Origin of the sequence: Postechiella marina (assembly GCF_039538365.1) — a bacterium.
Lineage (GTDB): Bacteria > Bacteroidota > Bacteroidia > Flavobacteriales > Flavobacteriaceae > Postechiella > Postechiella marina.
Map to the genome: position 1 here is coordinate 295,282 of NZ_BAABCA010000005.1, position 24,278 is coordinate 319,559.

Genomic DNA, 24,278 nt, shown 5'->3' on the forward strand with positions numbered 1-24,278 from the left:
TAAAATTAATAATTCAATCAAAACAATCTATCTATATTTGCCCTTTACTATAACGATTGCGTAAACTATGGAGTGTATTTCTATTTTCGATATGTTAAAAATTGGAGTTGGCCCCTCTAGCTCACACACACTTGGGCCTTGGCGAGCTGCAGAACGCTGGATAAAAAAACTAAAAAAATCGAGGAAATTCGAGCGGGTAGACAAAATAACGGTTAACCTTTACGGGTCTTTATCTTTAACAGGTAAAGGACATGCTACAGATTATGCTGTAATGCTAGGCTTAAGTGGAGAAGATCCAGAAACCATCGATACAGAAAATATAGACCACCTAATTAACACCATTAAAGAAACCAAAACGTTACACTTTGCTGGCGAAAAAAACATACCCTTTACTCCTAGCCTAGATATTATATTTAACAAAGAGTTTTTACCGTTTCATGCCAATGGTATGAGTTTTACATACTACATAGGAGAAAAAAAGCGAACTTCTAAATATTACTCTATTGGCGGTGGTTTTGTGGTAAAAAAGAAACGTAAAAATGCCAAAAAAAACGTTAAAATAAGACGTGCTTTTCCATATCCAATAGATAAAGGCACAGAACTTTTAAATTATTGTTCGACGTTAAACAAATCCATATCAGAGGTGGTTTTAGAAAACGAAAAATCTTTACGTACAGAACAAGATATAAATTTAGAAATAAAACGCATTTGGGATACAATGCTAGAATGCATGTACGTAGGTTGCCATACAGAAGGGAAACTTCCTGGAGGCTTAAATGTAACCAGACGTGCTTTCGATATGCATAAAAAATTACAAGGCACATCGCCATATAACACGCCTATAGAATGGTTATATTCTATTCGAGATACCGAAGTTAAATTTAGACAAATATTAAAATGGGTAAGTTGCTTTGCGTTAGCTGTTAACGAGGTAAATGCCTCTTTAGGTCGTGTTGTTACTGCCCCGACTAATGGCAGTGCAGGTGTAATTCCTGCGGTGCTTATGTACTATTTAGTTATAGAAAACCACGATGGCGATTTCGATGATATTAAAAAATTCTTACTAGTCGCAGGCGAAATTGGTAGCATCTTTAAAAAAGGCGCAACTATAAGCGCAGCCATGGGTGGTTGTCAAGCCGAAATTGGCGTATCGTCTGCCATGGCTGCTGGCGCATTAACAGAACTATTAGGAGGTACTCCAGAGCAGGTTTTAGTAGCATCAGAAATTGCCATGGAACACCACTTAGGCTTAACCTGCGACCCCATTGGTGGCCTTGTACAAATACCATGTATAGAACGTAATGCCATGGGAGCCATTAAAGCTATTAATGCAGCAGAATTGGCGCTAGATACCAACCCCAAAAACGTAAAAGTACCTTTAGATAAAGTTGTGGCAACCATGTGGGAAACTGCAAAAGATATGAATTCTAAATATAAAGAAACTAGCGAAGGTGGTTTAGCTGTAGGTGTACACATGACAGATTGCTAATAGAAACTCCGCTTTAAAATTAAAAACTAAGCCTTTTCATTATATTCTAATTGCTGTTTTTAACTTAAAAAATAACGTACTAATCAATCTACGAGCTACTTAAATAAAATTTAACCATATCTAGTTATTTCATTACTTTTACAATCTATCAATTTATTAAAAATACTATGTCTGTAGCAAAAAAAGAATATAAACGTATTACCGTAAAAACATTGGTTGACATGAAAGCCAATGGCGAAAAAATATCTATGTTAACCGCTTACGATTATACCATGGCCAAAATTGTAGACGGTGCTGGTATAGATGTTATTCTTGTTGGTGACTCTGCAAGTAACGTTATGGCAGGTCACGAAACGACATTACCTATAACATTAGACCAAATGATATATCATGCCTCGTCGGTAATTAGAGCTATAGACAGATGTTTAGTTGTTGTAGACTTACCTTTTGGTAGTTACCAAAGTGATCCAAAAGAAGCACTTCGTTCTGCCATTAGAATAATGAAAGAAAGCGGAGCACATTCTGTTAAATTAGAAGGAGGAAAAGAAATAAAAGAATCTATAAAGCGAATTTTAAATGCAGGTATTCCTGTTATGGGACATCTTGGTTTAACACCACAATCTATATACAAATTTGGAACTTATACCGTAAGAGCTAAAGAAGAAGAGGAAGCAGAACGCCTTATTGAAGATGCAAAAATGCTAGAAAAAGTAGGTTGTTTTGCCATTGTTTTAGAAAAAATACCCGCTGCACTTGCCAAACGAGTGGCAGAGAGTGTTAGCATTCCTATTATTGGTATTGGTGCTGGTAATGATGTTGATGGACAAGTGCTTGTACTTCATGATATGCTAGGAATGACTCATGAGTTTAACCCTAGATTTTTACGTCGTTACTTAAATTTATATGAAGATATGACTACTGCTATATCGCAATATGTAGACGATGTAAAAACAAGAGATTTTCCTAACGATAACGAGCAGTATTAATTATATTATTTAGACTTATTTACAAGCATCATTTTTAACGTATTGGTAATTTGGTAAAGAAGTAGGTTATACTTTCTCTATAGAATTATTAAAATAGTTAACACGTTTAAATTTAAACTAAATGCTTAATGCATATACTAAATAATCTAAGATTTATAATCGTATAAAAATCTAACATGTCTAAAATAGTTTCCAATAAAAATAATCTTCAGGTCCTTTACGAAGACAATCATATTATTGTTGTAAATAAACGTGCTGGAGATATTGTACAAGGCGATAAAACAGGAGACAAACCACTTAGCGAGGTTGTTAAAGACTATATAGCTTATAAATATAATAAACCAGGAAATGTATATTTAGGCGTTGTACATAGATTAGACAGACCAACAACAGGCATTGTTATTTTTTCTAAAACTAGCAAGGCTTTGCCAAGGCTTAATAAACTTTTTGTCGATAAAGAAGCTAAGAAAACCTATTGGGCAGTTGTAAAAAACAAACCATTAAAAAACAGTGATACGCTTATCCATTGGTTAAAAAAGAATCCAAAAAATAATAAATCTACCCCCTATTCTAAAGAAATAAAAGATAGTAAAAAAGCCATTTTACATTACAAAACTTTAAAAAGCTTAAATAATTATCATCTTTTAGAAATAAATTTAGAAACCGGTAGGCATCATCAAATAAGAACACAGTTATCCTCTATTGGTAGTCCAATTAAAGGCGATTTAAAATACGGTTTTAACAGAAGTAATCCAGATGCTAGCATACACCTACATGCAAGACATATTTCGTTTATCCATCCTGTTAAAAAAGAGCCTTTAAATATTACAGCGCCTTTACCTAAAGATGTTATTTGGGATGCTTGTTTAGATTAATTTCTTATATTTAAGAAAAATACATATTGAATTCTATCTCCCAAATCATTTCCGATCAACATACTTTTTTTCAATCTCAAAAAACAAAAAATGTTTCTTTTAGGTTAGAAAAATTAAAAGCTTTAAAAACTGAAATTGTTTTAAAAGAACAAGCCATTTATGATGCCTTAAAATCAGATTTTAATAAATCTGAATTTGAATCGTTTTTAAGTGAATTTGGAATTGTGATTTCAGAATTAAACTTAGCTATAAAAAACTTAAAACGCTGGGCTAAACCGCAACGTGTACAATCATCTATACTAACATTTCCTTCTAGAGATTATATTTATGCAGAACCTTATGGAAGCGTATTAATTATTTCGCCCTGGAACTACCCGTTTCTTCTTTCTTTAGAGCCCTTAATTATGGCTATTGCTGCAGGAAATACTGTGGTTTTAAAACCTAGCGAATTAACACCAAACACCTCAAAGTTAATAACAGAAATAATACAAACTGTTTTTAAACAAAACCATGCTACTTCTATTGAAGGAGATGTAGAAACATCTACAAAGTTATTAGAAAAACGATGGGATTATATTTTTTTTACAGGAAGTGTTAACGTTGGAAAAATAATAGCAAAAGCTGCTGCTAAACACCTAATTCCCGTAACTTTAGAACTTGGAGGCAAATCGCCTTGTATTATAGACGATACAGTAAATTTAAACCTTGTTGCTAAACGATTAATTTGGGGCAAGCTATTAAATGCTGGTCAAACGTGTATTTCTCCAGATTACTTAATAGTAAAGTCGACTGTAAAAGATGCACTTATTAAGGTGCTTAAAAGTCAAATTGAGAGCTATTACAGTAGTACGCCAAAAAACTCTGTAGATTTTCCGAGAATAATTAATTTAAAAAACACAGAACGCTTAGCTCAGTATTTAAAAGATGTTAATATTGTTTTTGGCGGAGAGGTCGATTTAGATAAAAATTACATTGCTCCTACATTAATAGATAATCCTAGTTTAGATTCGGCCATAATGCAAGACGAAATATTTGGCCCTATACTTCCAATTTTAACCTACAATACCGAAAAAGATATAGAAAACTTAGTATGGCATTTTGAAAAACCTCTTGCGTTTTACGTATTTTCTAACAACGCTAAATTTTACGATCAATTAATAAAAAAATACAGTTTTGGTGGTGGAGTTATTAACGACGTGCTCATTCATTTTGGCAACCATAGATTACCCTTTGGAGGTGTTGGCCATAGTGGTTTAGGTGCTTACCATGGTAAACTTGGATTCGATACCTTTTCGCATAAAAAATCTATTATAAAACGTGGCAATTGGATAGATCCGCCTGTAAGATACGCACCTTATAAAAGCAAATTAAGCATTCTAAAAACCATGTTTAAGTGGTTTGCGTAAAATAAATGGTTACTTACTTTTGAAAAAGTATTTCTTTATTTAATACCGCAGCAGATGTTACATTCTCATCTGCTTTTTGATTTTTATTAAAACTACTGGACAAGGTATAAGTTTCTCGTCTTAAAAAGGCTGTATACTCTTCTGTACTAGAAAAGGCTGCTTGTTTTTCGACAGAAATAGGCTTACCAATACGAATGTTTATAATTTTATTTTTTTGAGAAAACAATTCGCTAGGCAGTTTGGCTGTTTGTAGTAATGGATGAATTTTAGCTAATAGATAAAACAACTTGCTATTTTTACCATGAAAATAAAAAGGAACTACTGGCACTTTCGATTTTTTAATTAAACGCATTATTCCGTCGTTCCATGGTATATCAACATAGGTATCACCATTTTTAATATTACTAACCTCTCCAGCTGGAAATACTCCAAAAGGTTTGCCTTGTTTTAAATGAAAAATAGCTTCTTTTAATCCGCCAAGACTCGATTTGCTACTCGTTTTCTCATCAAAAGGATTTACCGCAATTATCGAAGTACGCAAAGGCTTAAAATTTTGTAATAAATAATTCGCTATAGCTTTATAATCGCCACGTACTTTATGAAATGTTTTTAGTATAATTAAGCCCTCTATACCTCCAAAAGGATGATTTGATATAGATACAAAAGCACCCGCTTTAGGAATATTTTCTAGGTCTTCTTCAGGTATACGATAAGTAATACCATACTCTTTAAGGGTTATATCTATAAATTCTTGACAAGAAAGATGTTGGTTTCGAGCATATCGTTTATTAATCTCACTTAATTTAGATATTTTTAAAACAGACCAAGTAATAAAAGTACCAATAAATCCTAATTTTTCAAGATTTAAAGTCTTTTTAAGACTACTAATAGTAAATAAGCTCATTTATATAATATAGTTTGCAAGGCTCAAATGTATTAGTTGAATGTGTACTAAAAGTTAAGTCTAGATTAAAATTTTATTTTATTGATTTTTAATAAAACTAAGCCCTTTTTAAAGGGTAGTTTAAAATTAATTTCACCCCTTCGTCTGGCTTAGACTTTATGCTTAAACTGCCACCAATTAAAGTAGCTCTACTGTTCATATTTATTAAACCAGATCCTTTTTCTACTTTATCCATATCGAACCCCTTACCATCATCTGTAGCTGTAATTTTAATTCTTTCTGGGTTATAATTTAAGGCAATGCTAATGTTTTTTGCTTCAGAATATTTAACCGAATTAGATAAAAATTCTTGAAGAATTCTAAATATAATAATTTCGTGTTTTCGGTCGTTAAACTCAACCTTATTACCAATAATTTTAAGCTCAGCCGATGTAAATTTCATTTTTTTCATGCGATCTAGCTCATTAGTAATCGATTTTTCGAAACCTATATTTAAAATCACATCATTATTTAAGGTTTTAGATAGTGCTCGCACTTCTTTTAAGCCATTGCTTAACGCTGCAGTTGTATCTTTAAACTTGTCTTTAGTTTCTTTATCTACCTGCATTTTAAGCATGCTTAATTGCATACTAGCAAAGGATAATAGTTGGCCTACATTATCGTGTAATTCCCAACCTATATTTTTTAAGGTTTGCTCCTGCGCCTCGGTTTGCGCCTGTACAATTTCTGCTTCAAATGCCTGCTGTTGCTTAATTTTATCTTGTAACAATTTGTTTTTTCGTTTTAAAAACACAACAAAAAACAAAATAACCAAAGCTGTTACAATAACTAAAACAGCAATCATGTAAATTAATAAATAACGTTCTGAAGCTGTGCTGGCTATATTTTTTGTGGTCTGCACCATATTAAAGCAAAGGTATAAGTTAAATACATAAAAGTATTAGAAAATAAATAAATTCGTTTTTTTAATGTTGCATAGTTTAAATCACCAAAAAAATCTGGATGTCGAAATGGTTTACTAAGGTCTACAGAACTGTAATAAACATCGTAAAATGATAGTGGTGTAATAATTAACCACCAAATTAAAATAACAACAGTAATATAAAAACTTAGGGATTTAAAAAAAAGTAAAATCTTTTGACTTTGTAACAGTTCTATAAAGTATAATGCACAACATGTAAAGATTATTATTGCGCCTGTAACCTTTAAAATGATAAAGGACTTGTAAAAAAAATCTATCCCATTTGAAAAGATATATACTATTGAAAAACAGAGATAAAAATAACCTATATTTTTTAAAAGTGTTTTAAAACTCTTCGTTTTTAGAACTTTATAATAATAAAAAACAAAAAACAGAATAGCTCCAAGATGCCAGCCTAAATTATAAAGCCAATAGTTTTTTTCGAATAAAGTTCCCATTAAAAAATGTAAACTTTTATCTGGTCTTACTTGCCTTACATAACCACCAACCAGCTCTAATAAAGCAACATAAATTAAAAAGAATATAAAATATTTAGCTGGCGAATGTTTATAATTTTTGTAAACAACAATTCCTGTTATTGCAGCTAATATTTCAAAACTTTTAGTGAGTAAAATATAATGTTCTATCAAAAAATTTTTCACACATCATCATTTATTTTTGCTCTGGTCTGCACCATATTAAAGCAAAGGTATAAGTTAAATACATAAACATATTAGAAAACAGAAATATTCTGCGCTTCAAGTTAACAAAATCCCAATCGTTTTCGGTATTGTAAGGATTAAAAATTAATGTTGGTGCAATTATAATCCACCAAACTAAAAATACAATAGATATGTAAAAGCTAAAGGTGGAAAAGGCTTTAATTATGGCATCTCTTTTTATAAAATCTATAAAATATAAAGACACACTTAAAAGAATAACACCTGCACAAAGCATAGAATAAAACAAAGGGTGACTTTTAAGAAAACCTTGAAAATTAAACACGGTATAACCTGCAAAAATAATAACGAAAACAAGCATTAAACCTAATAACAACTGCTTGTATAGTTTGCTCTGTACTAGTTTATAATAAAATACTAAAAGGAATAAAGTGCTACCAAAAAACCAGAACAGATTGTACCAACTTGTAGATCTTACACCAAAACGGTTAATAAACTTAATTATTGAGTGTGCCCTAAAATACATAAGACTAGCACCAACACACTCTACAAAAACTACATAAAACAAAAAATAAATAAACCACTTTGTAGTGGTATTTTTATATGCTCCATAACAAAAAGCACCTACTATAGCTGCTAGCAATTCTAAACCATAGGTTATAAAATTAAAATTTTCGGTAAGATATTTTAATATCATGTTTTGTATTGTTGCAATGGCAAATTTATTCTTTTAACCAACTACTAATGTTAGCATATACTACAACGGTTTCTTTGGCCTGCACCATATTAGTGCAAAGGCAAAAGTTAAATACATAAACATATTAGCAAATAGTAATACTTGCCATTTTAAAAAGATAAAATTCCAATCTAAATTAGTGCCATTATAATCAAAGAAATATACAGGTGATGTAATGAGCCACCAGATAAAAATTGCTACAGTAAAATAAAAGTTAATAGACTTTAAAATATTTAATATTTTATCACTTTGCAAAATTTCTAAAAAATAAAAGCTTATACAAACTAATAAAACCAAGGCTCCAAGGCAGTCTATTAAACAAACATGCTTTCGAAAAAAGGCGTCAAAATTTGCTACAATGTACAATACTGAAAACAGTATAAACCCCAAACCTATATATTTTAAAACGTTTTTAAATAATTTATTTTCTATTATTTTAAAATAATAAAACACAAAAAAGACGATGGCAATTACGCTCCAAAACAAATTAAAATACCAATAATTTGCTGCTAAAGGTGTACCGCTTAAAAAACTTAAATAACCATCGTTTATTACAAGATATGAATACCTCCCAAACAAATCGAGAAAAAAAACATATACCAAAAAATATATAAAGTACTTAACAGGTGTGTTTTTATAATATTTATATAACAATACGCCAATTATAGCTGGTATAAACTCTACCAAATGCGTAATTATAGAATAATATTTTAATAAAAAATCTTCCATTAAACCAGTAAACTAGACATTATCGTGTTCTGGTTTACAAAATATTAAAGCAAAGGTAAACGTGGAATACATAACAATATTAGCGAATAAATAGATTTGCCATTTCAAGAAAATAAAATTCCAATCTTTACTTGAGTTATAAACATCATAAAAAACTAAAGGCGTACTTATAAGCCACCAAATGAAAATAGCAACGCTTATATAGAAATTTAAAGACTTATAAAAAGTAAGAATTTTATCGCTTAGTAATATTTCAATAAAATAAAAAACAGAACAGAAGAATATAATTATAGCTCCTAAAATACTAATTATTGGAAAAAAGCTAACAAAATAAGCATCCCAATTAAGAATTATATAAATAATGGAAAATAATAAAAATATAATAGCACTAACTTTTATAATAATTTTAAATGTATTTTTTTTTAGAATTCTAAAATAGTAAAATGCAAAAAAAATAATAGCAGCAATATCCCAATACAAGGTAGCCCACCAATAATTCCAAACAAAAACAGTGTCCTTTAAAAAACTAAAAAAACCATCATTATATATATAATGAACGTAAGAATTTGAAAAATCACAAATAGAAAGGTATACCAAAAACCATATAAAATATTTAGCAGCAGTTAACTTATACTTTTTATAAAGTATTAAACCTGTAACAGCAGCCAAAATTTCTACAGAAAACGTAATGTTATTATAATATTCTAATAAAAATTCATTCATTAATTATTCTGGATATCCACCTTGTCCTCCAGTTCCTTTGTTCAAAGGCGGTAAAGGAATATCTCTATTACTAGGTGGGAGAAGCATATTTAATGTACTTGCTTTTGAAGTAGACTTAGGGCCTGTAGGCACTATAAACATCGTGTTTCTATTCTTTTTACCTAGTTTTCCATTTTTACCATAGTTACCCAAGTAAACACGAATACCTGTCATTTTGTAGCCCAAAGAGTCTGATTTTTCTTGAGCATAAGCCAAATATTCATTAACTTCTTTTAAAGACCACCATACCGAACGTACTTTTTTTCTTGATCCTTCTACATCTAAAAGAGGATCGACCTCTGTATCATTATTTTTCGCCCAATTATTGCTTAACAATTTAGCTTGAGCTACACTAATAGTATCTTTTGGCACCTTATATTTAGTATCGACTGCATGTGGTCCATCAATAGGTCTTGGGCAAAATTTATAAGTAAGTATTGCACCTATAATAAAGCCTAAAAGAATTAGTCCTACTTTTTTCATTTTAAGAGATTGGTTGGTTAATAGCAGGCTAAAAATAGAAAAAAAATAATTAATAAAGTTTTCGTTACCTATTTAAGCAGGAAACCCCAACATATCGCCCATACCAACAGTAAACAACCAACAACCATAAATAGCATGCTCTATAGAAACCAATACTGTCGATTTTGTTTTATAATATGTTAATGCAAACAACAATCCGCCAATACAGGTTAGTACTAAAACCAATATATTTTTAAATAAAAGATGAGCTAAAGAAAACACTAAAGCGTTTATTACTAAAAACACATTTTTACTTTTAAAGATAGGCAGATAACGCTCAAAATAAAAAGTTCTATAAATTAATTCTTGCGGATAAACAGAAAAAAAACTGTAAAAAAACAAAATAAACAGCCAGAGTAATGGCTTAGTAAGCATAACGTTAAACAATAATGCAGGGTTTGTAAACCAAACAAAACAAGTGGTTATTGCTACAATTACAATTAATTTTAATAAAGTGTGTTTAAAAAAAACTTTAAAATTTAAGTTTTTAGCGAGTTTAAATTTCTTCTGTTCTACTTTTAAAAGCACATAAATAATGTATACAAAACCAGTTAAACCAATCCCTAATTTAATTTGCGGTGCGTAATTTAAAGCAAAACTTATGGGTAATATTATAAATATAATGGCAAACTCTACGGTTTTATATTTTAATGTTTTCATAATTAAACATTTATTACGGTACTGTGTTTTACTTCGTTTATTACAAACATACTATGTGTACTCCCTATATGATCTATATTTGTTAATTTTTTAACCATAAACTCTCTAAAAGCAACCATATCTTTTACCAACACCTTTAAAAGATAGTCGTAATCGCCACTTAAATGGTAACACTCTAAAACCTCATTTATGTTAGCGACCTCTTTTTCGAATTTAACTACGTAATCTTGACTGTGCCTTGTTAATTTTACATGGCAAAAGGCTACAAAGGCTTTGTCTACTTTTTCTTTATTAACTAACGCTACATATTTATTAATAACGTTTTCTTTTTCTAGTTTTTTAATACGCTCGTAAACAGCTGTAACAGATAAATTCAATTTATTAGATAACTCTTTATTGGTTTGTTTACTGTCTTCTTGTAAAAAGGAAATTAATTTTTTGTCTATTGCATCAAAAGTCATAATCGAAAATTTTTCTTAAATAAAGAGGTTACTATCAAAAATACTGATAAAAAATCTAAAAAATCAAACAAATGCAGTTTTATAAACCATAAAAACACTTAACTATTGACTTTTAATCATTTATAATCGAAATTTGATAAAACTCAAACAGCAACGTAATGGCATTTAAACCCGCAAACAACATACAAGATTTACAATACTTTGGCGAATTTGGAGGTGTTAACCCTTCTATTTCAGACTCATCAACCTATACATTTCTATCTGCAAAAACTATGTTCGATACTTTTGAAGGCAATGCCGATGGTTGCTATTTATACTCGCGCCACACATCGCCATCTAATTTATACTTAGGCAAAGCCCTTGCAGCAATGGAGGGTACAGAAACAGCAAATGTTTCGGCTTCTGGTATGGGCGCCATTACACCCGTTTTACTTCAGCTTTGTCAAGCTGGAGATCATATTGTTTCTAGTAGAACTATTTACGGAGGAACGTATGCCTTTTTAAAAAATTTTACACCACGTTTTAATATTGAAACTACTTTTGTCGATATTACAAATTTAGAAACTGTTGAAGCTGCTATAACTCAAAACACTAAGGTTTTGTATTGCGAATCTGTTAGTAATCCGCTTTTAGAAGTTGCTAATATTGCTGGTTTATCTGCTTTAGCAAAAAAATACAACTTAAAATTGGTGGTAGACAATACATTTTCGCCCTTATCTATTTCTCCTGCAAAATTAGGAGCAGATGTTGTTGCGCATAGTTTAACCAAGTTTATTAATGGCTCTAGCGATACTGTAGGCGGTGTGGTTTGTAGCACACAAGAGCTTATAAACGATTTACGAAATGTAAACAGTGGTGCATCTATGCTACTCGGTTCTACTATGGACAGTTTGAGAGCATCGTCTATTTTAAAAAACTTAAGAACTTTACATATTAGAATACAACAGCACAGTAAAAATGCTCTTTTTATAGCCCAAAAGTTTGAATCCGATGGTTTAAAAACCGTTTACCCTGGCTTACAATCGCATCCATCGCACAAGTTATATAAAACCATGATGAATACCGAATACGGTTTTGGAGGCATGCTAACTATAGATGTTGGCTCTTTAGAAAAAGCAAATGCTTTAATGGAAATGATGCAAGATAAAAACTTAGGGTATTTGGCTGTTAGCCTAGGGTTTTATAAAACTTTGTTTAGCGCACCTGGCTCTTCTACATCTTCAGAAATTTCTTTAGATGAACAAAAAGAAATGGGTTTAAGCGATGGCTTAATTCGTTTTTCTATAGGATTAGATGCCGATATAGAACGTACTTACAACATGATGAAAACCTGCATGACTAATCTAAATATCTTATAATCAACATATCAAACAAAATTGCTAGGCGCTATTTTTTTTATCCATTATGTTTTGTTCTTTTAATTTATCGCCTTGTTTTGTAATTCTATTAGAAATGTCAATCGTGCTTAAACGTAAATCTAATTTTAAATCTTTATATTTTTGAAAATTATCCTTTGATATGTTTTGGTCTTTATAAACAAACTCCATTTGAGACAAATATCGCAGCGTTTTCAAATTGTTTTTAAGTTTCCAGTTATTAATTTCTTTTTGATACTCTATATTTACACTATCCGTGTTATTAGCAATATTAATCGTATCATCATCATCATCAAAATTTCTTTTAAAAACTGCTTTCAAACTATCTATTTCAGATTTAACCACAGTATTAAAAAAATAAAAAATATGTTTTTTAAGTAAAAAAACAATTAATAAAACGAACAATAGAGAAAGTAAAATAGCGCTCATTAAAAATAGTTATAATTAAAAAAAGACTTGTTGTTTTAATTAAGACACTCAAAATCAAACATTAGTCACTATTTTTAGATTAACAACATCTAATAATCGACTAAAAGTGAAAATTTGAATAATACTTGCTAAAAAAACAAGAAAATCGTAACATTACGTAATCAAAAACCATTAAATGCAAAACGAAAATAACATTTCTAAAATAGGTATTAATAATCAAAACATTATAGAGAATAAAGAGTTAAATATATGGGAAGCACTTATTCCTGTAATTGTACTAATGCTATTTCTAGCCTATAATATCTTTTTTGCTAGTGGTGAGCTATTTGGAGAATACTCCAATCAAATTATTCTTTTAATTGGCGGTATAGTTGCTGCTGCTGTTGGTTTTTATAATAAAGTATCGTTCTCTACAATGCTTACCGAAATATGGGAGAATTTAAAAAGTGTATTTATACCTATCTCCATTTTATTTTTGGTTGGTGCTTTAGCTGGCACTTGGTTGGTTAGTGGTGTTATTCCTGCCATGGTTTACTATGGCTTACAAGTTTTAAGTCCCGAAATATTTTTACCGGCATCTGTTATTATTGCAGCTGTAATATCTATTGCCACTGGTAGTTCTTGGACTACATCGGCAACCGTTGGTATTGCTCTTGTTGGTATTGGTAGTGCTTTAGGAATTAGCCCAGGTATGATTGCTGGAGCAGTAATTTCTGGCGCTTATTTTGGAGATAAAATGTCTCCTTTAAGCGATACAACAAACCTTGCTCCTGCTATGGCTGGCACAGATTTGTTTACACATATAAGATACATGTCTATTACCACTGTACCAACAGTAATAATTACATTAATTGTTTTTGCCATTTTTAGCGCTAATATAGATACATCTGGTAATGCAGATATTAGCAATTTATTAAAAACTATAGCTACAACCTTTACCATTACACCTTGGTTATTTTTAGTGCCAGCAACAGTAATTGCTCTTATTTTGCTAAAAACAAAACCTTTAATAGCGTTAGGCACAGGTGTTTTACTAGCTGCTATTTTTGCTTTTATGTTTCAACCCATTATTTTGGATAATTTAAGCAGTTCTAAAATAACTTCAATAATTAATGCCATTTTAAGCGATACCCAAATTAATACAGATAACGAAAAGTTAAACGACCTTTTTGCTGCTGGAGGTATGAAAGGTATGCTCTGGACCATTTACCTTATTACTTGTGCCATGATATTTGGAGGTATTATGGATGGTATTGGTGCTTTAGCAAGAATAACACGCGCATTACTATCTATAGCAACATCTATCTTTGGCTTGTTTGCAAGTACCATAATAAGTTGTTTAGGTTTAAATGCCATTGCTTCCGATCAATATTTAGCCATAGTAATACCTGGTAAAATGTTTAAAAAAGCATACCAAGATAAAGGTTTAGCGCCAGAAAACTTAAGCAGAACACTAGAAGACTCTGGCACAGTTACCTCTGTACTTATTCCATGGAATACCTGTGGAGCCTACCAATCTGGTGTTTTAGGCGTTGGGGTTGCCGAATATTTTGTTTACGCCATATTCAATTGGCTAAGCCCTTTTACCACTTTACTTTTTGCTGCATTAAACATTAAAATTAGGCAAATCACCAAGTTATAAGTTTATATTATCGATTTCAAAAAAGACTATAACATAAATCTATCGTTAAATAAAAAATTAAAATTTCCTTTTTTAACTTAAACTATACTTCTGCTTTATATTTGTAGTATAAAATTATTAACACATAAATATAAAACAATGGCATTAGTAGGAAAAAAATTCCCAGATTTAAACGTTGACGCAATGAACGAATTAGGCGATACCTTTAAAGTAAACGTTCTTGAAGAAGCTGTAAACAACAAGAAAAAAGTAGTACTTTTTTGGTATCCAAAAGATTTTACTTTTGTTTGTCCTACAGAATTACACGCATTTCAAGCTGCGTTACCTGAATTCGAAAAAAGAAATACAATTGTAATTGGTGCATCTTGTGATACTCCAGAAGTACACTTTGCATGGTTAAGCCAAGCTAAAGATAACGGAGGAATTGAAGGTGTTACTTACCCAATTTTAGCAGATAGCAACCGTAATTTATCTAGCATTTTAGGTATTCTAGATATTACAAACGAAACCTTTGATGAAGAAACAGGAACTGTACAAGTTGAAGGCGATAACGTAACTTACAGAGCTACTTATATTATTGACGAAGAAGGAACAGTACAACACGAAAGTATTAATAACATGCCATTAGGACGAAATGTTGGAGAATATATTCGTTTAGTTGATGCTTTAACTCACGTACAAAAAAACGGAGAAGTTTGTCCTGCAAACTGGGAAGAAGGAAAAGACGCTATGTCTCCAAATGCTAAAGGTACTGCCGAATATTTAGCATCTCACTAAAAACTATAACACATTATTACAAGTAACATAAAACCAATTTGTTGCTTGTAATAAGTATTAAACTCTAATATTATGGTTCAAGAATTAAATCAAGACAATCTTCAGGAAATTATAAACAACAACGACACTGTAGTTGTACAATACTCTGCTACCTGGTGTGGTAACTGTAGAATTATGAAACCAAAAGTAAAAAAATTAGCTTCAGAGTTAGATGCTATTACTTTTGTTATCGCTGACGCGGAAAAATTTCCAGAATCGAGAAAACTAGCAACTGTAGATAATTTACCAACATTTGCTACATTTAAAAACGGAACATTTGTTAACCAAACGCAAACTAATAAGTTTGATGTTTTAAAAGATTTAGTAAATGAAGTTGCCAGTAATTAAACATCTTACTCAATTTATTGAAGATAATGACGAGGATTTTGTTATTGAAACCATAGAAACTCTTGAGGCTTTAACTGAAGTATCGTCTTTAAAAGATGAAGAACTAGATGTTATTGGAGAGTTAATCTCTAATATGTATGGTGCTATTGAGGTTAACAAAATGACTAAAGATGGCACTCCTAAAAAGGAAGCTTTAAATAGTTTTATGAGTCGAGTTTTAGGATCTATAGATAAATAGAAAAAGAAAATTATCACTAAAAAAAGCCACTTTGCTTACGCCAAGTGGCTTTTTTATTGAGGCAATTTTAAATAACTGCTTTTTACAACACATACACTAAATACCTCTATAATAAGTATTTAGTTTTATTATATTAGTGCAATAATAATGTAAGTTGCTATGAAAAAAAATACAACCACTTTAGCTATACTAGTTTTTTTTATTTATTCGTTTTGTAATGCGCAACACCCTTATACATATAAGCAGCCTAAAACACTTAATGATGGTTGGAAAACAGAAAATTTAAAATTTACACATATTGATACATCATTAATTTTTAAGGCTTTAAATCAAATAAAAAATAGAGAAAATAAAATTCATAGTGTTTTATTAATTAAAAACAACAAGCTTATTATAGAAGAATATTTTAAAAAACATAATGCTAAAACTCCTCACGATATTCGCTCTGTTACCAAAAGTATAAGGTCTATTTTATTAGGTATTGCTATTGATAAAGGCTTTATAGAAAACATTAACGATCCCATATTAAAATACCTTAAAACTCATGTGCCCAAAAAACATCTTGACAATAGAAAAAAGAATATTACTATAAAAAATCTTTTAACTATGTCTAGCGGACTTGACTGTAACGATTGGGACAGTAAATCTAAAGGACAAGAAGATAAAGTATCTAGAAAAAAAGATTGGATTCAATACACACTAGACTTGCCATTGATAAATAAACCTGGAACTGTATCTAACTATTGTTCTATGGGAACTGTTTTAATCGCTGAAATTATTAGTCAGTCTTCTGGGATGACTATAAATGAGTTTGCAGAAAAATACTTGTTTAATCCTTTGCAAATAACTCAAGCTAATTGGGGACACACATCTAAAGAAGCAGTTATTCCCTCTGCTAAAAGATTGTATTTAACCTCAAGAGATTTAGCTAAAATTGGGCAATTAATACTTAATAATGGTACCTGGAAAGGAAAGCAAATTGTATCAAAAAATTGGGTTGAAGCATCTACAACAACAAATACCAAAATTGCTAATGTTGAATATGGTTACCTGTGGTGGAATATTCCTTTTAACGTAAATCAAAAAGTGTTTATTTCTAAAACTGCAACAGGAAATGGAGGTCAGTATATTATGATTATTCCAGAATTAGAAATCGTTGCTGTATTTACTGGTGGCGCTTATAATTCTCCAGACGATAAATTACCCTTTGCCCTATTAGGAGATATTATTATTCCTGCATTTAGCATGCCTTACTAATAAAATGCTACTGCTGTAAAACCTACCATTTTCTAGCGATATAAAAAACGGTTGATAAATCTTAATTTACCAACCGCTATATATTTATCTTAAAATATTATATTTTAACCTCTTAACCAAGCTTCTCTTAAAGCTATTTGAGATGCTGTAGCGTTACTTTTTTCTATTAAAGCTTCGCCTTTTGTATAGGGTTGCGTTGCTTTTGTTTTAATTACAACATCTTTACCATCTCGTTCTAATACAACTTCTACCTCTTGGCCAACACGCCAACCCAATATACCCTGCAATACTTGGTTTGCATTTAACATGGTTAGTTTTGTGCCATTTACAGTTTTAATAACATCTTTTGGTTTTACTCCATTTTCTACCCAAAAACTATTTTGAGCTACCATATCAGAGAAAAATATGGTGCCTTTTTGCCCATCTCCATCTACAATTGGTGCTCCATTCATTAATATATAATTCGTTTCTATTTTCCCCTCTCCTATTTCTAATCCTACTTTTTCAAAAAAAGTGCTATAATTAATTGGAGTATCGCCAATTACATGATCATCGAAAAAAGTACGTAAAGATGGGTAAGTCATAGCCACAATTTCGTCTATAAGTTTATCATCTTCAAAAGGTTTATTTTTACCATATTTATTCGACAATTCTTTCATCAAAGATAAAATACCACGGTTACCATTACTTTCTTCTCTTAATAAAATATCGATACACATACCTATTAATGCGCCTTTTTGATATACGTTTAAATATTGATCTTTATATGGTGCTTTTAATACATTTTCGCTCATTATAGTAAAGCTCATAGTATCGTTTAAGTTTGATGCTGCTTGAATTTTTTTCATAATTTTATTATAAAATTCAGCATCTGTAACTAGACCTTTATTAGGCTGAAACAGACTTGCAAAATACTCGGTAACACCTTCGTACATCCATAAATGCTTTGAAAACGTAGGATTGTAATAATCAAAATAATGTACATCTTCAGAGTGTACACTTAAAGGCGATACAATATGAAAAAACTCATGAGAAATTATATCTGTTAAGCTTTTTGCTAATCCTTCTGCTGGATAAGCTTCTGGCATTACAGCAACTGTAGATGTGTGGTGCTCTAAGGCTCCAAAACCTTTTGGCGAAGTTTCTGCTCCGTCTGATAAATACAGATAAATATCGTAACGTGGCGTACTATTAATATCGCCTAAATATGCTTTTTGTGCTAACATCATTTTATAAAAGGTATCTTTTAAAGATTTTGCACTATGTACATTATTTGGCGAGTATACACTTAACACAATTTTTATATTGCCAACCATAAACTCTTCTAAATCTAGCTCGCCATACATCATGGGGTTATCGGTAAGATCGAAATATCGTGTAGCTAAATAGCTCGTTGTTTTTACCTTACTATCGCTACTTAGTTTCGATGCTACTTCTGGCAAAGCAGAGCTTCTTACAAAGTTAGATGCACCAACAACATCTAATTTATATTGGTTACTTTTTAACGACTCGAAATAACCAATAAAACCATGTAAATTTAACACATAATTACTAGGCTCTATATTGGTTCCGCCTGGCGAAAAAGGCTGATCTTTGCCAATACCGCCTTCGGTTTCTATATCGTAAGTATCGTTTACTAAATACGATATTTTGTCTAGTTTTTTAGCATTTTCTATTACCCAAGAGTTATCGTCTGTTTTGGTAACTGGCATCTCTTCTCCTTTGTAATTAAAAGCTTTAAAACCCTCTACATACTTACCAAAATTACTTATAGAATAAGTTCCAGGTATAACTTTAGGCAATCTATAAGTTACCGTATTTATTGTAAATCTGCCTGGATTAATTAGCACTGGTGCTTTATCGTTTGTTATACTTGTTAAATCTATAGATGCTTCTATAGGTGTACTAACTGCTAAATCGTTCGTTTTATTTACCGATTTACAACTTGCCAATAATACCACAGCAGATACTGCTGCAAATACTCTTAAATTCATATATATTTTTTTTAAATCTACTAAGTGACGCCGAAAATAATATTATGTTACATTCTGCCTTCTTAAGGTTATGTTAAAAACATGTTTTTACTATATTCGCTACATGCAAAACTTATTAATAAGCATTCTTATTCCTTTTAAAAATACTGAAAATTTTATAGCTGAATGTGTGACGTCTATTATAAAACAAAATTATACTAATTGGGAATTACTTATTGTAGACGACGGATCTACTGATTCTAGTTACACTATAGTTAAAAAATTAGCAGATAAAGACCTTAGAATTAATCTTTTAAAAAACCCCGGAAAAGGTATTATTGATGCGCTAAAATTTGCTTTTAAAACAAGTAAAGGCAAATTAATTACTCGCATGGATAGCGACGATGTTATGTCCTCTAATAAACTTAATGTTTTAGCCAACAGTTTATTAAAACACGGAAAACAGCATGTGGCTTTGGGCTTAGTTAATTATTTTTCTAAAGATGGTATTAAAGATGGCTATAAAAATTACGAGATTTGGCTTAATAACTTAACTAAAACAGGAAGTAATTACTCTGAAATTTATAAAGAATGTGTTATTCCATCGCCTTGCTGGATGGTTTACAGAGAAGATTTAGAGGCTTGCGGAGCTTTTAATTTTAACACATACCCTGAAGATTACGATTTAGCTTTTCGTTTTTACAAACACAATTTTAAATGTATTTCGTGCAACGAAGTAATACATAATTGGCGCGATTACAGTTCTCGTGCATCGCGAACAGACGAACATTACGCAGAAAACCATTTTATACCTTTAAAATTAAATTATTTTTTAGATTTAGATTTTGATAAAAATAAAACCTTAATACTTTGGGGTGCAGGCAAAAAAGGGAAACAAATTGCTAAGTATCTAATTAATAAAAAAATTAATTTTGAATGGATTTGCGATAACCCAAATAAAATTGGTCATAATATTTATGGCAAAATTTTAAAGCCTACTACTTTTTTAAATAAAAATAAAAATACGCAAAGCATAATTACGGTTGCTAATAAAACTGAGCAATCTCAAATTTTAGACCATTTAAAAAGTTTAGATAAAAAGAATATAGAAGATTATGTTTTCTTTTGTTAAGTGCTGCAAATACAAAGATTAAACAAAAATGTCGTAAAAATGTCATTAATAAACCGCTATCAAAAACTCCTTTTCATAATTAACTTTGACAAAGAATAATAAAAAGTAATTATGAATAAAATTGGAAATAAAATTAACGACGCTAGAAAAAGAAAAGGTTTAACACAAGAAGAACTAGCAGAAGCCTCTAAGGTTAATTTAAGAACCATACAGCGTATAGAAAATAACGAAAACGAACCAAGGGGAAAAACGCTACTTTTAATTTGTAATGCTTTAAATATAAATATTGAAAACCTACTAGATTCTAAAAAAGAAAACAACACCAATTATTCAATTGGCTTACACCTTTCTGTTTTATCTATGTTTATAATTCCGTTAGGCAATATTCTAATCCCTTTAATAATATGGGTAACACAAAAAGATAAGATAAATCATTTAAAACCTATTGGAGCAAACCTTTTAAATTTTCAAGTTTTATGGAGTGCTGTAACCTACTTAAGCCTTATTTTATTTATAGTGGCACATATATTTCATATTACAAATAGTTTTCTAAATTTTAAATTCCTAATATTCTTTTGGTTAATATCTAATTTAATAAACATCATTTTACCCATTCTCTTTGCCATAAAAACAAGTCAAGGAAAAACACACGGACTATATCCAAATATCTTGAAATTAATAAAATAATTCATTTATATTTGTTCAATCTTATAAAACATGCAGTTTAAACACCCCGAACTTCTTTACGCTTTATTTTTACTGCTTATTCCTGTAATTGTTCATTTATTTCAATTGCGTAAGTTTGAAAAAGTAGCCTTTACCAATGTTGCCTTTTTAAAGCATGTTGTTTTACAAACTAGAAAAAGTGCTCAACTAAAAAAATGGCTTACACTATGCGTTAGGTTATTACTTTTAGCAGCTATAATACTAGCTTTTGCACAACCTTACACATCTAAAAATAACTCGTTTAAAACTAAAAACGAAACTGTTATTTATTTAGACAACTCGTTTAGCCTGCAAGCAAAAGGCAACAAAGGCGAATTACTAAATCGTGCAATACAAGATATAATTAGCAATGTTACAGAAAACGATAAATTTACATTAATAACAAACAATAAAACGTATAAAAACACAACAATAAAATCTTTAAAAAACGATTTATTACAATTAGGTTTTTCATCCAACAGCATACCATATCAATCGGCTTTTATTAAAGCTAAAACTTTTTTTAGTAAACAAAATAATACTAAAAAACATATTATTTTTATTTCAGATTTTCAAAAAAACAGCGATTTACCTAATATTAAACCAGACTCTGTTTACAAATCGCATTTTATACAGTTAAAGCCTGTTAATATTAATAATATAGCTATAGATAGTGTTTATATATCTCAAACTACTGCTGCAAATACAGAGCTTACTGTATTGGTTAAAAACACAGGCGTAACTATAGAAAATATACCTATTTCACTTTACAATAACGACAAATTAATTGCAAAAACATCGGTATCTATAAATAAATCAGCCAACACCACATTTACTTTACCAACCAATACTATTATAAACGGAAAAGTTGTTATTAATGATGCTAATTTAAGCTTTGATAACACCTTGTTTTTTAACATAAACAAGCCTACAAAAACCAATATATTATCTATTAATGCTGCTAACCATTCCTTTTTAAAACGCATCTATACAAGTGATGAATTTAATTATACAGCAACAAAAACAAACGAATTAAATTATAATTTAATTAACAAGCAGCATGTTATTATTTTAAACGAATTAGAAACCATACCAAACGCTCTAATAAATGCTTTAAAAGGTTTTACAAGCCAAGGTGGTTACCTAGTAATTATTCCTTCTAAAACCAGTAATACTTCTTCATACAGTGGGTTATTATCTAATTATCAAATAGTATTAAATGGTTTGGTAGAAAACGAAAAACGTATTACCTCTATTAATTATAATCATCCTCTTTTTAATAATGATGTTTTTGAAAAAGAAGTTAAAAATTTTCAATATCCTAAGGTAAACAGCCACTTTAACACAACGTTAAAAAACGGATCTTCGGTTTTAAAATATGAAGACGGAAATCCATTTTTAGTACAAAGCAATAACACCTACCTATTTTTAGCAGCAATAAACTCTGTAAACTCTAATTTTACAAATTCACCACTTATTGTACCAACCTTATACAACATTGGTAAAAACAGTTTAAAGTCTCCTATTTTATATTATAATATTGGAAAAGAAAATAATTTTGATGTGGTTACAAGTTTACAACAAGACGACGTTTTAAAATTGGTTAATAACGACATTAATATTATACCAATGCAACAATATTTTAATAACAAAGTATCTATAAAAACTACAAATTTGCCTAACCAATCTGGCATTTATACTATTAAAAGTAAAACTGAAACTATTAAAAACGTAAGTTACAATTATAATAGAACAGAAAGTAATTTAAATTACCACGATATTTCTGCGCTTAAAAATATTACTTCTAGCAATTCTATTACCAAAATATTCGATACTATAAAAAGTAACTCAAAAATTAACGCCCTATGGAAATGGTTTGTTATTTTTGCATTAGTATTACTGATTATAGAAATGCTCATCTTAAAATACTTTAAATGAACATACTAATAAAGTCTGCCACAATTATAGATTCTAAAAGCGAGTTTCACAATTTAACTCAAGATATTTTAATTGAAAACGGTATAATTACCAACATAGGTAGCACACTTAAAAACCCTAACAATTACCAAGAAATTACACTAGAGAATTTACACATTTCTCAAGGTTGGTTTGATAGTAGTGTCTCTTTTGGAGAACCTGGTTACGAAGAACGTGAAACTATAAAAAACGGACTTAAAACAGCAGCTGCTTCTGGTTTTACTACAGTAGGATTAAATGCCAACAGTAACCCTGTAATTGCATCAAATGCAGATATAACGTTTATAAACGCCAAAGCCCAAAACCATGCTGTTAGCTTAATTCCTATTGGTGCGCTTACAGTGGCAAGTAAAGGAGAAGATTTAGCAGAACTTTTTGACATGAATACTGCTGGGGCTAAAGCTTTTTACGATTATAAAAAACCAATTTCCAACCCTAACCTTATGAAAATTGCATTGCAATATGCTAGCAATTTTGATGGTTTGGTTTGTTCTTACCCACAAGAAAATAAAATTGCAGGTTCTGGTGTAATGAACGAAAATGTAGTAAGCACATATATTGGTTTAAAAGGAAACCCTTGTTTGGCTGAAGAGTTGCAAGTAGCTCGCGATTTATTTTTACTAGAATATACTGGCGGGAAACTACATATTCCAACCATTTCTACAGCTAAATCTGTACAACTAATACGAGACGCTAAAAAGAAAAAACTAAACATTACCTGTAGTGTGGCCATACACAATTTATATTTTACAGATTCTGCTTTAACCGATTTTAATACGCATTTTAAAGTTTTACCTCCTCTAAGAACCTTAGACGATAAATTAGCCTTAATTGAAGGTTTAAAAGATGGTACTATTGATATGGTTACAAGCGACCACAACCCTATTGATGTAGAACATAAAAAGGTAGAATTCGATCATGCAAAATACGGAACCATTGGTTTAGAAAGTGCTTTTGGAGCACTACAAACGTTATTTACAATAAAAAAAACGGTAGACCTATTAACTAAAGGTAAATCTAGGTTTGGTATAGATACAACACCTATAAATATAGGCAACCAAGCTAATATTACACTTTTTAACCCAGATACTAAATACACATTTACCTCTAAAGACATAGTATCTAAATCGAAAAATGCCATTTTCGAAAATGAAAATTTAAAAGGCAAAGTTTACGGTATTATTTCGAACAACCAGATTGCTTTAAACGCTTAA

The 24,278-nt window shown here is 30.3% G+C and carries 24 protein-coding genes; 14 read left to right on the forward strand and 10 right to left on the reverse strand.

What is annotated here, in order from left to right:
- Positions 1 to 67 precede the first annotated feature (67 nt).
- From ABD715_RS12820 to ABD715_RS12835, 4 genes are all read left to right on the forward strand, one after another.
- A complete protein-coding gene (locus ABD715_RS12820) occupies positions 68 to 1,489 on the forward strand; it encodes an L-serine ammonia-lyase (protein ID WP_344788659.1) in 1,422 nt (473 codons plus the stop codon).
- Positions 1,490 to 1,656: 167 nt separating this feature from the next.
- A complete protein-coding gene (panB, locus tag ABD715_RS12825; protein ID WP_344788660.1) occupies positions 1,657 to 2,475 on the forward strand; it encodes a 3-methyl-2-oxobutanoate hydroxymethyltransferase in 819 nt (272 codons plus the stop codon).
- A gap of 176 nt (positions 2,476 to 2,651) precedes the next feature.
- Positions 2,652 to 3,350 (forward strand): RluA family pseudouridine synthase, encoded by a 699-nt coding sequence (locus ABD715_RS12830; protein WP_344788661.1) that lies wholly within the window; start codon positions 2,652 to 2,654, stop codon positions 3,348 to 3,350.
- 26 nt (positions 3,351 to 3,376) lie between these two features.
- Complete coding sequence (locus ABD715_RS12835) at positions 3,377 to 4,756, forward strand: aldehyde dehydrogenase (protein ID WP_344788662.1); 1,380 nt, start codon at positions 3,377 to 3,379, stop codon at positions 4,754 to 4,756.
- 13 nt (positions 4,757 to 4,769) lie between these two features.
- Here the strand turns inward: ABD715_RS12835 and ABD715_RS12840 are convergent, their stop codons facing one another.
- The 8 genes from ABD715_RS12840 to ABD715_RS12875 form a co-directional block, all read right to left on the reverse strand.
- Entirely contained in the window at positions 4,770 to 5,660 is an 891-nt protein-coding gene (locus ABD715_RS12840) for a lysophospholipid acyltransferase family protein (RefSeq protein WP_344788663.1), read from the reverse strand.
- 97 nt (positions 5,661 to 5,757) lie between these two features.
- The gene (locus ABD715_RS12845) at positions 5,758 to 6,564 is read right to left on the reverse strand and encodes a sensor histidine kinase (protein ID WP_344788664.1); all 807 of its coding nucleotides are present in this window, start codon (positions 6,562 to 6,564) and stop codon (positions 5,758 to 5,760) included.
- Positions 6,540 to 7,283: a hypothetical protein gene (locus tag ABD715_RS12850; protein ID WP_344788666.1), complete on the reverse strand. Its 744-nt coding sequence runs from the start codon at positions 7,281 to 7,283 to the stop codon at positions 6,540 to 6,542. Before ABD715_RS12850 ends, ABD715_RS12845 begins: the two co-directional genes overlap by 25 nt.
- A gap of 10 nt (positions 7,284 to 7,293) precedes the next feature.
- Entirely contained in the window at positions 7,294 to 7,998 is a 705-nt protein-coding gene (locus ABD715_RS12855) for a hypothetical protein (protein ID WP_344788667.1), read from the reverse strand.
- A 780-nt stretch (positions 7,999 to 8,778) separates the two neighbouring features.
- A complete protein-coding gene (locus ABD715_RS12860) occupies positions 8,779 to 9,489 on the reverse strand; it encodes a hypothetical protein (RefSeq protein ID WP_344788668.1) in 711 nt (236 codons plus the stop codon).
- Positions 9,490 to 9,492: 3 nt separating this feature from the next.
- A complete protein-coding gene (locus tag ABD715_RS12865; RefSeq protein ID WP_344788669.1) occupies positions 9,493 to 10,011 on the reverse strand; it encodes a hypothetical protein in 519 nt (172 codons plus the stop codon).
- Positions 10,012 to 10,083: 72 nt separating this feature from the next.
- Positions 10,084 to 10,710, reverse strand: coding sequence for a CPBP family intramembrane glutamic endopeptidase (locus tag ABD715_RS12870; protein ID WP_344788670.1), 627 nt, complete (start codon positions 10,708 to 10,710; stop codon positions 10,084 to 10,086).
- Positions 10,711 to 10,712: 2 nt separating this feature from the next.
- A complete protein-coding gene (locus ABD715_RS12875) occupies positions 10,713 to 11,171 on the reverse strand; it encodes an Lrp/AsnC family transcriptional regulator (protein WP_344788671.1) in 459 nt (152 codons plus the stop codon).
- A 158-nt stretch (positions 11,172 to 11,329) separates the two neighbouring features.
- On the opposite strand from ABD715_RS12875, the gene ABD715_RS12880 reads away from it, so the two are divergent.
- Positions 11,330 to 12,529 carry an aminotransferase class I/II-fold pyridoxal phosphate-dependent enzyme gene (locus ABD715_RS12880; RefSeq protein ID WP_344788672.1) on the forward strand — a complete coding sequence of 400 codons (1,200 nt, stop codon included), beginning with the start codon at positions 11,330 to 11,332 and terminating at the stop codon, positions 12,527 to 12,529.
- A gap of 21 nt (positions 12,530 to 12,550) precedes the next feature.
- On the opposite strand, the gene ABD715_RS12885 is transcribed toward ABD715_RS12880, so the two are convergent.
- Complete coding sequence (locus tag ABD715_RS12885) at positions 12,551 to 12,868, reverse strand: hypothetical protein (protein WP_344788673.1); 318 nt, start codon at positions 12,866 to 12,868, stop codon at positions 12,551 to 12,553.
- A 283-nt stretch (positions 12,869 to 13,151) separates the two neighbouring features.
- Between ABD715_RS12885 and nhaC the strand changes: the two genes are divergently transcribed.
- From nhaC to ABD715_RS12910, 5 genes are all read left to right on the forward strand, one after another.
- Positions 13,152 to 14,618, forward strand: coding sequence for a Na+/H+ antiporter NhaC (nhaC, locus tag ABD715_RS12890; RefSeq protein WP_344788674.1), 1,467 nt, complete (start codon positions 13,152 to 13,154; stop codon positions 14,616 to 14,618).
- Positions 14,619 to 14,756: 138 nt separating this feature from the next.
- Entirely contained in the window at positions 14,757 to 15,395 is a 639-nt protein-coding gene (locus ABD715_RS12895; protein WP_344788675.1) for a peroxiredoxin, read from the forward strand.
- 72 nt (positions 15,396 to 15,467) lie between these two features.
- A complete protein-coding gene (locus ABD715_RS12900) occupies positions 15,468 to 15,782 on the forward strand; it encodes a thioredoxin family protein (RefSeq protein ID WP_344788676.1) in 315 nt (104 codons plus the stop codon).
- Complete coding sequence (locus tag ABD715_RS12905) at positions 15,763 to 16,020, forward strand: DUF6952 family protein (protein WP_344788677.1); 258 nt, start codon at positions 15,763 to 15,765, stop codon at positions 16,018 to 16,020. Before ABD715_RS12900 ends, ABD715_RS12905 begins: the two co-directional genes overlap by 20 nt.
- Before the next feature lie 159 nt (positions 16,021 to 16,179).
- Positions 16,180 to 17,277: a serine hydrolase domain-containing protein gene (locus ABD715_RS12910; RefSeq protein ID WP_344788678.1), complete on the forward strand. Its 1,098-nt coding sequence runs from the start codon at positions 16,180 to 16,182 to the stop codon at positions 17,275 to 17,277.
- Positions 17,278 to 17,381: 104 nt separating this feature from the next.
- Here the strand turns inward: ABD715_RS12910 and ABD715_RS12915 are convergent, their stop codons facing one another.
- Positions 17,382 to 19,271: a M61 family metallopeptidase gene (locus ABD715_RS12915; protein WP_344788679.1), complete on the reverse strand. Its 1,890-nt coding sequence runs from the start codon at positions 19,269 to 19,271 to the stop codon at positions 17,382 to 17,384.
- 103 nt (positions 19,272 to 19,374) lie between these two features.
- Between ABD715_RS12915 and ABD715_RS12920 the strand changes: the two genes are divergently transcribed.
- The 4 genes from ABD715_RS12920 to ABD715_RS12935 all read left to right on the forward strand — a co-directional run bounded on the left by ABD715_RS12920 (position 19,375) and on the right by ABD715_RS12935 (position 24,278).
- Positions 19,375 to 20,382, forward strand: a complete 1,008-nt coding sequence (locus ABD715_RS12920) for a glycosyltransferase family 2 protein (RefSeq protein WP_344788680.1) — start codon at positions 19,375 to 19,377, stop codon at positions 20,380 to 20,382.
- 111 nt (positions 20,383 to 20,493) lie between these two features.
- On the forward strand, positions 20,494 to 21,069 hold the full coding sequence (locus ABD715_RS12925) for a magnetosome magnetite crystal formation protein family (RefSeq protein WP_344788681.1): 576 nt from the start codon (positions 20,494 to 20,496) through the stop codon (positions 21,067 to 21,069).
- 30 nt (positions 21,070 to 21,099) lie between these two features.
- On the forward strand, positions 21,100 to 23,025 hold the full coding sequence (locus ABD715_RS12930; RefSeq protein ID WP_344788682.1) for a BatA domain-containing protein: 1,926 nt from the start codon (positions 21,100 to 21,102) through the stop codon (positions 23,023 to 23,025).
- Positions 23,022 to 24,278 (forward strand): dihydroorotase, encoded by a 1,257-nt coding sequence (locus tag ABD715_RS12935; protein ID WP_344788683.1) that lies wholly within the window; start codon positions 23,022 to 23,024, stop codon positions 24,276 to 24,278. Before ABD715_RS12930 ends, ABD715_RS12935 begins: the two co-directional genes overlap by 4 nt.

Excerpts from the sequence above, each read along its gene's own strand:
- ABD715_RS12820 (WP_344788659.1), top strand. The coding sequence starts at position 68 with ATGGAGTGTATTTCTATTTTCGATATGTTAAAAATTGGAGTTGGCCCC.
- panB (WP_344788660.1), top strand. The coding sequence starts at position 1,657 with ATGTCTGTAGCAAAAAAAGAATATAAACGTATTACCGTAAAAACATTG.
- ABD715_RS12830 (WP_344788661.1), top strand. The coding sequence starts at position 2,652 with ATGTCTAAAATAGTTTCCAATAAAAATAATCTTCAGGTCCTTTACGAA.
- ABD715_RS12840 (WP_344788663.1), bottom strand. The coding sequence starts at position 5,660 with ATGAGCTTATTTACTATTAGTAGTCTTAAAAAGACTTTAAATCTTGAA.
- ABD715_RS12845 (WP_344788664.1), bottom strand. The coding sequence starts at position 6,564 with ATGGTGCAGACCACAAAAAATATAGCCAGCACAGCTTCAGAACGTTAT.
- ABD715_RS12855 (WP_344788667.1), bottom strand. The coding sequence starts at position 7,998 with ATGATATTAAAATATCTTACCGAAAATTTTAATTTTATAACCTATGGT.
- ABD715_RS12860 (WP_344788668.1), bottom strand. The coding sequence starts at position 9,489 with ATGAATGAATTTTTATTAGAATATTATAATAACATTACGTTTTCTGTA.
- ABD715_RS12865 (WP_344788669.1), bottom strand. The coding sequence starts at position 10,011 with ATGAAAAAAGTAGGACTAATTCTTTTAGGCTTTATTATAGGTGCAATA.
- ABD715_RS12870 (WP_344788670.1), bottom strand. The coding sequence starts at position 10,710 with ATGAAAACATTAAAATATAAAACCGTAGAGTTTGCCATTATATTTATA.
- ABD715_RS12875 (WP_344788671.1), bottom strand. The coding sequence starts at position 11,171 with ATGACTTTTGATGCAATAGACAAAAAATTAATTTCCTTTTTACAAGAA.
- ABD715_RS12880 (WP_344788672.1), top strand. The coding sequence starts at position 11,330 with ATGGCATTTAAACCCGCAAACAACATACAAGATTTACAATACTTTGGC.
- nhaC (WP_344788674.1), top strand. The coding sequence starts at position 13,152 with ATGCAAAACGAAAATAACATTTCTAAAATAGGTATTAATAATCAAAAC.
- ABD715_RS12895 (WP_344788675.1), top strand. The coding sequence starts at position 14,757 with ATGGCATTAGTAGGAAAAAAATTCCCAGATTTAAACGTTGACGCAATG.
- ABD715_RS12900 (WP_344788676.1), top strand. The coding sequence starts at position 15,468 with ATGGTTCAAGAATTAAATCAAGACAATCTTCAGGAAATTATAAACAAC.
- ABD715_RS12905 (WP_344788677.1), top strand. The coding sequence starts at position 15,763 with ATGAAGTTGCCAGTAATTAAACATCTTACTCAATTTATTGAAGATAAT.
- ABD715_RS12910 (WP_344788678.1), top strand. The coding sequence starts at position 16,180 with ATGAAAAAAAATACAACCACTTTAGCTATACTAGTTTTTTTTATTTAT.
- ABD715_RS12915 (WP_344788679.1), bottom strand. The coding sequence starts at position 19,271 with ATGAATTTAAGAGTATTTGCAGCAGTATCTGCTGTGGTATTATTGGCA.
- ABD715_RS12920 (WP_344788680.1), top strand. The coding sequence starts at position 19,375 with ATGCAAAACTTATTAATAAGCATTCTTATTCCTTTTAAAAATACTGAA.
- ABD715_RS12925 (WP_344788681.1), top strand. The coding sequence starts at position 20,494 with ATGAATAAAATTGGAAATAAAATTAACGACGCTAGAAAAAGAAAAGGT.
- ABD715_RS12930 (WP_344788682.1), top strand. The coding sequence starts at position 21,100 with ATGCAGTTTAAACACCCCGAACTTCTTTACGCTTTATTTTTACTGCTT.
- ABD715_RS12935 (WP_344788683.1), top strand. The coding sequence starts at position 23,022 with ATGAACATACTAATAAAGTCTGCCACAATTATAGATTCTAAAAGCGAG.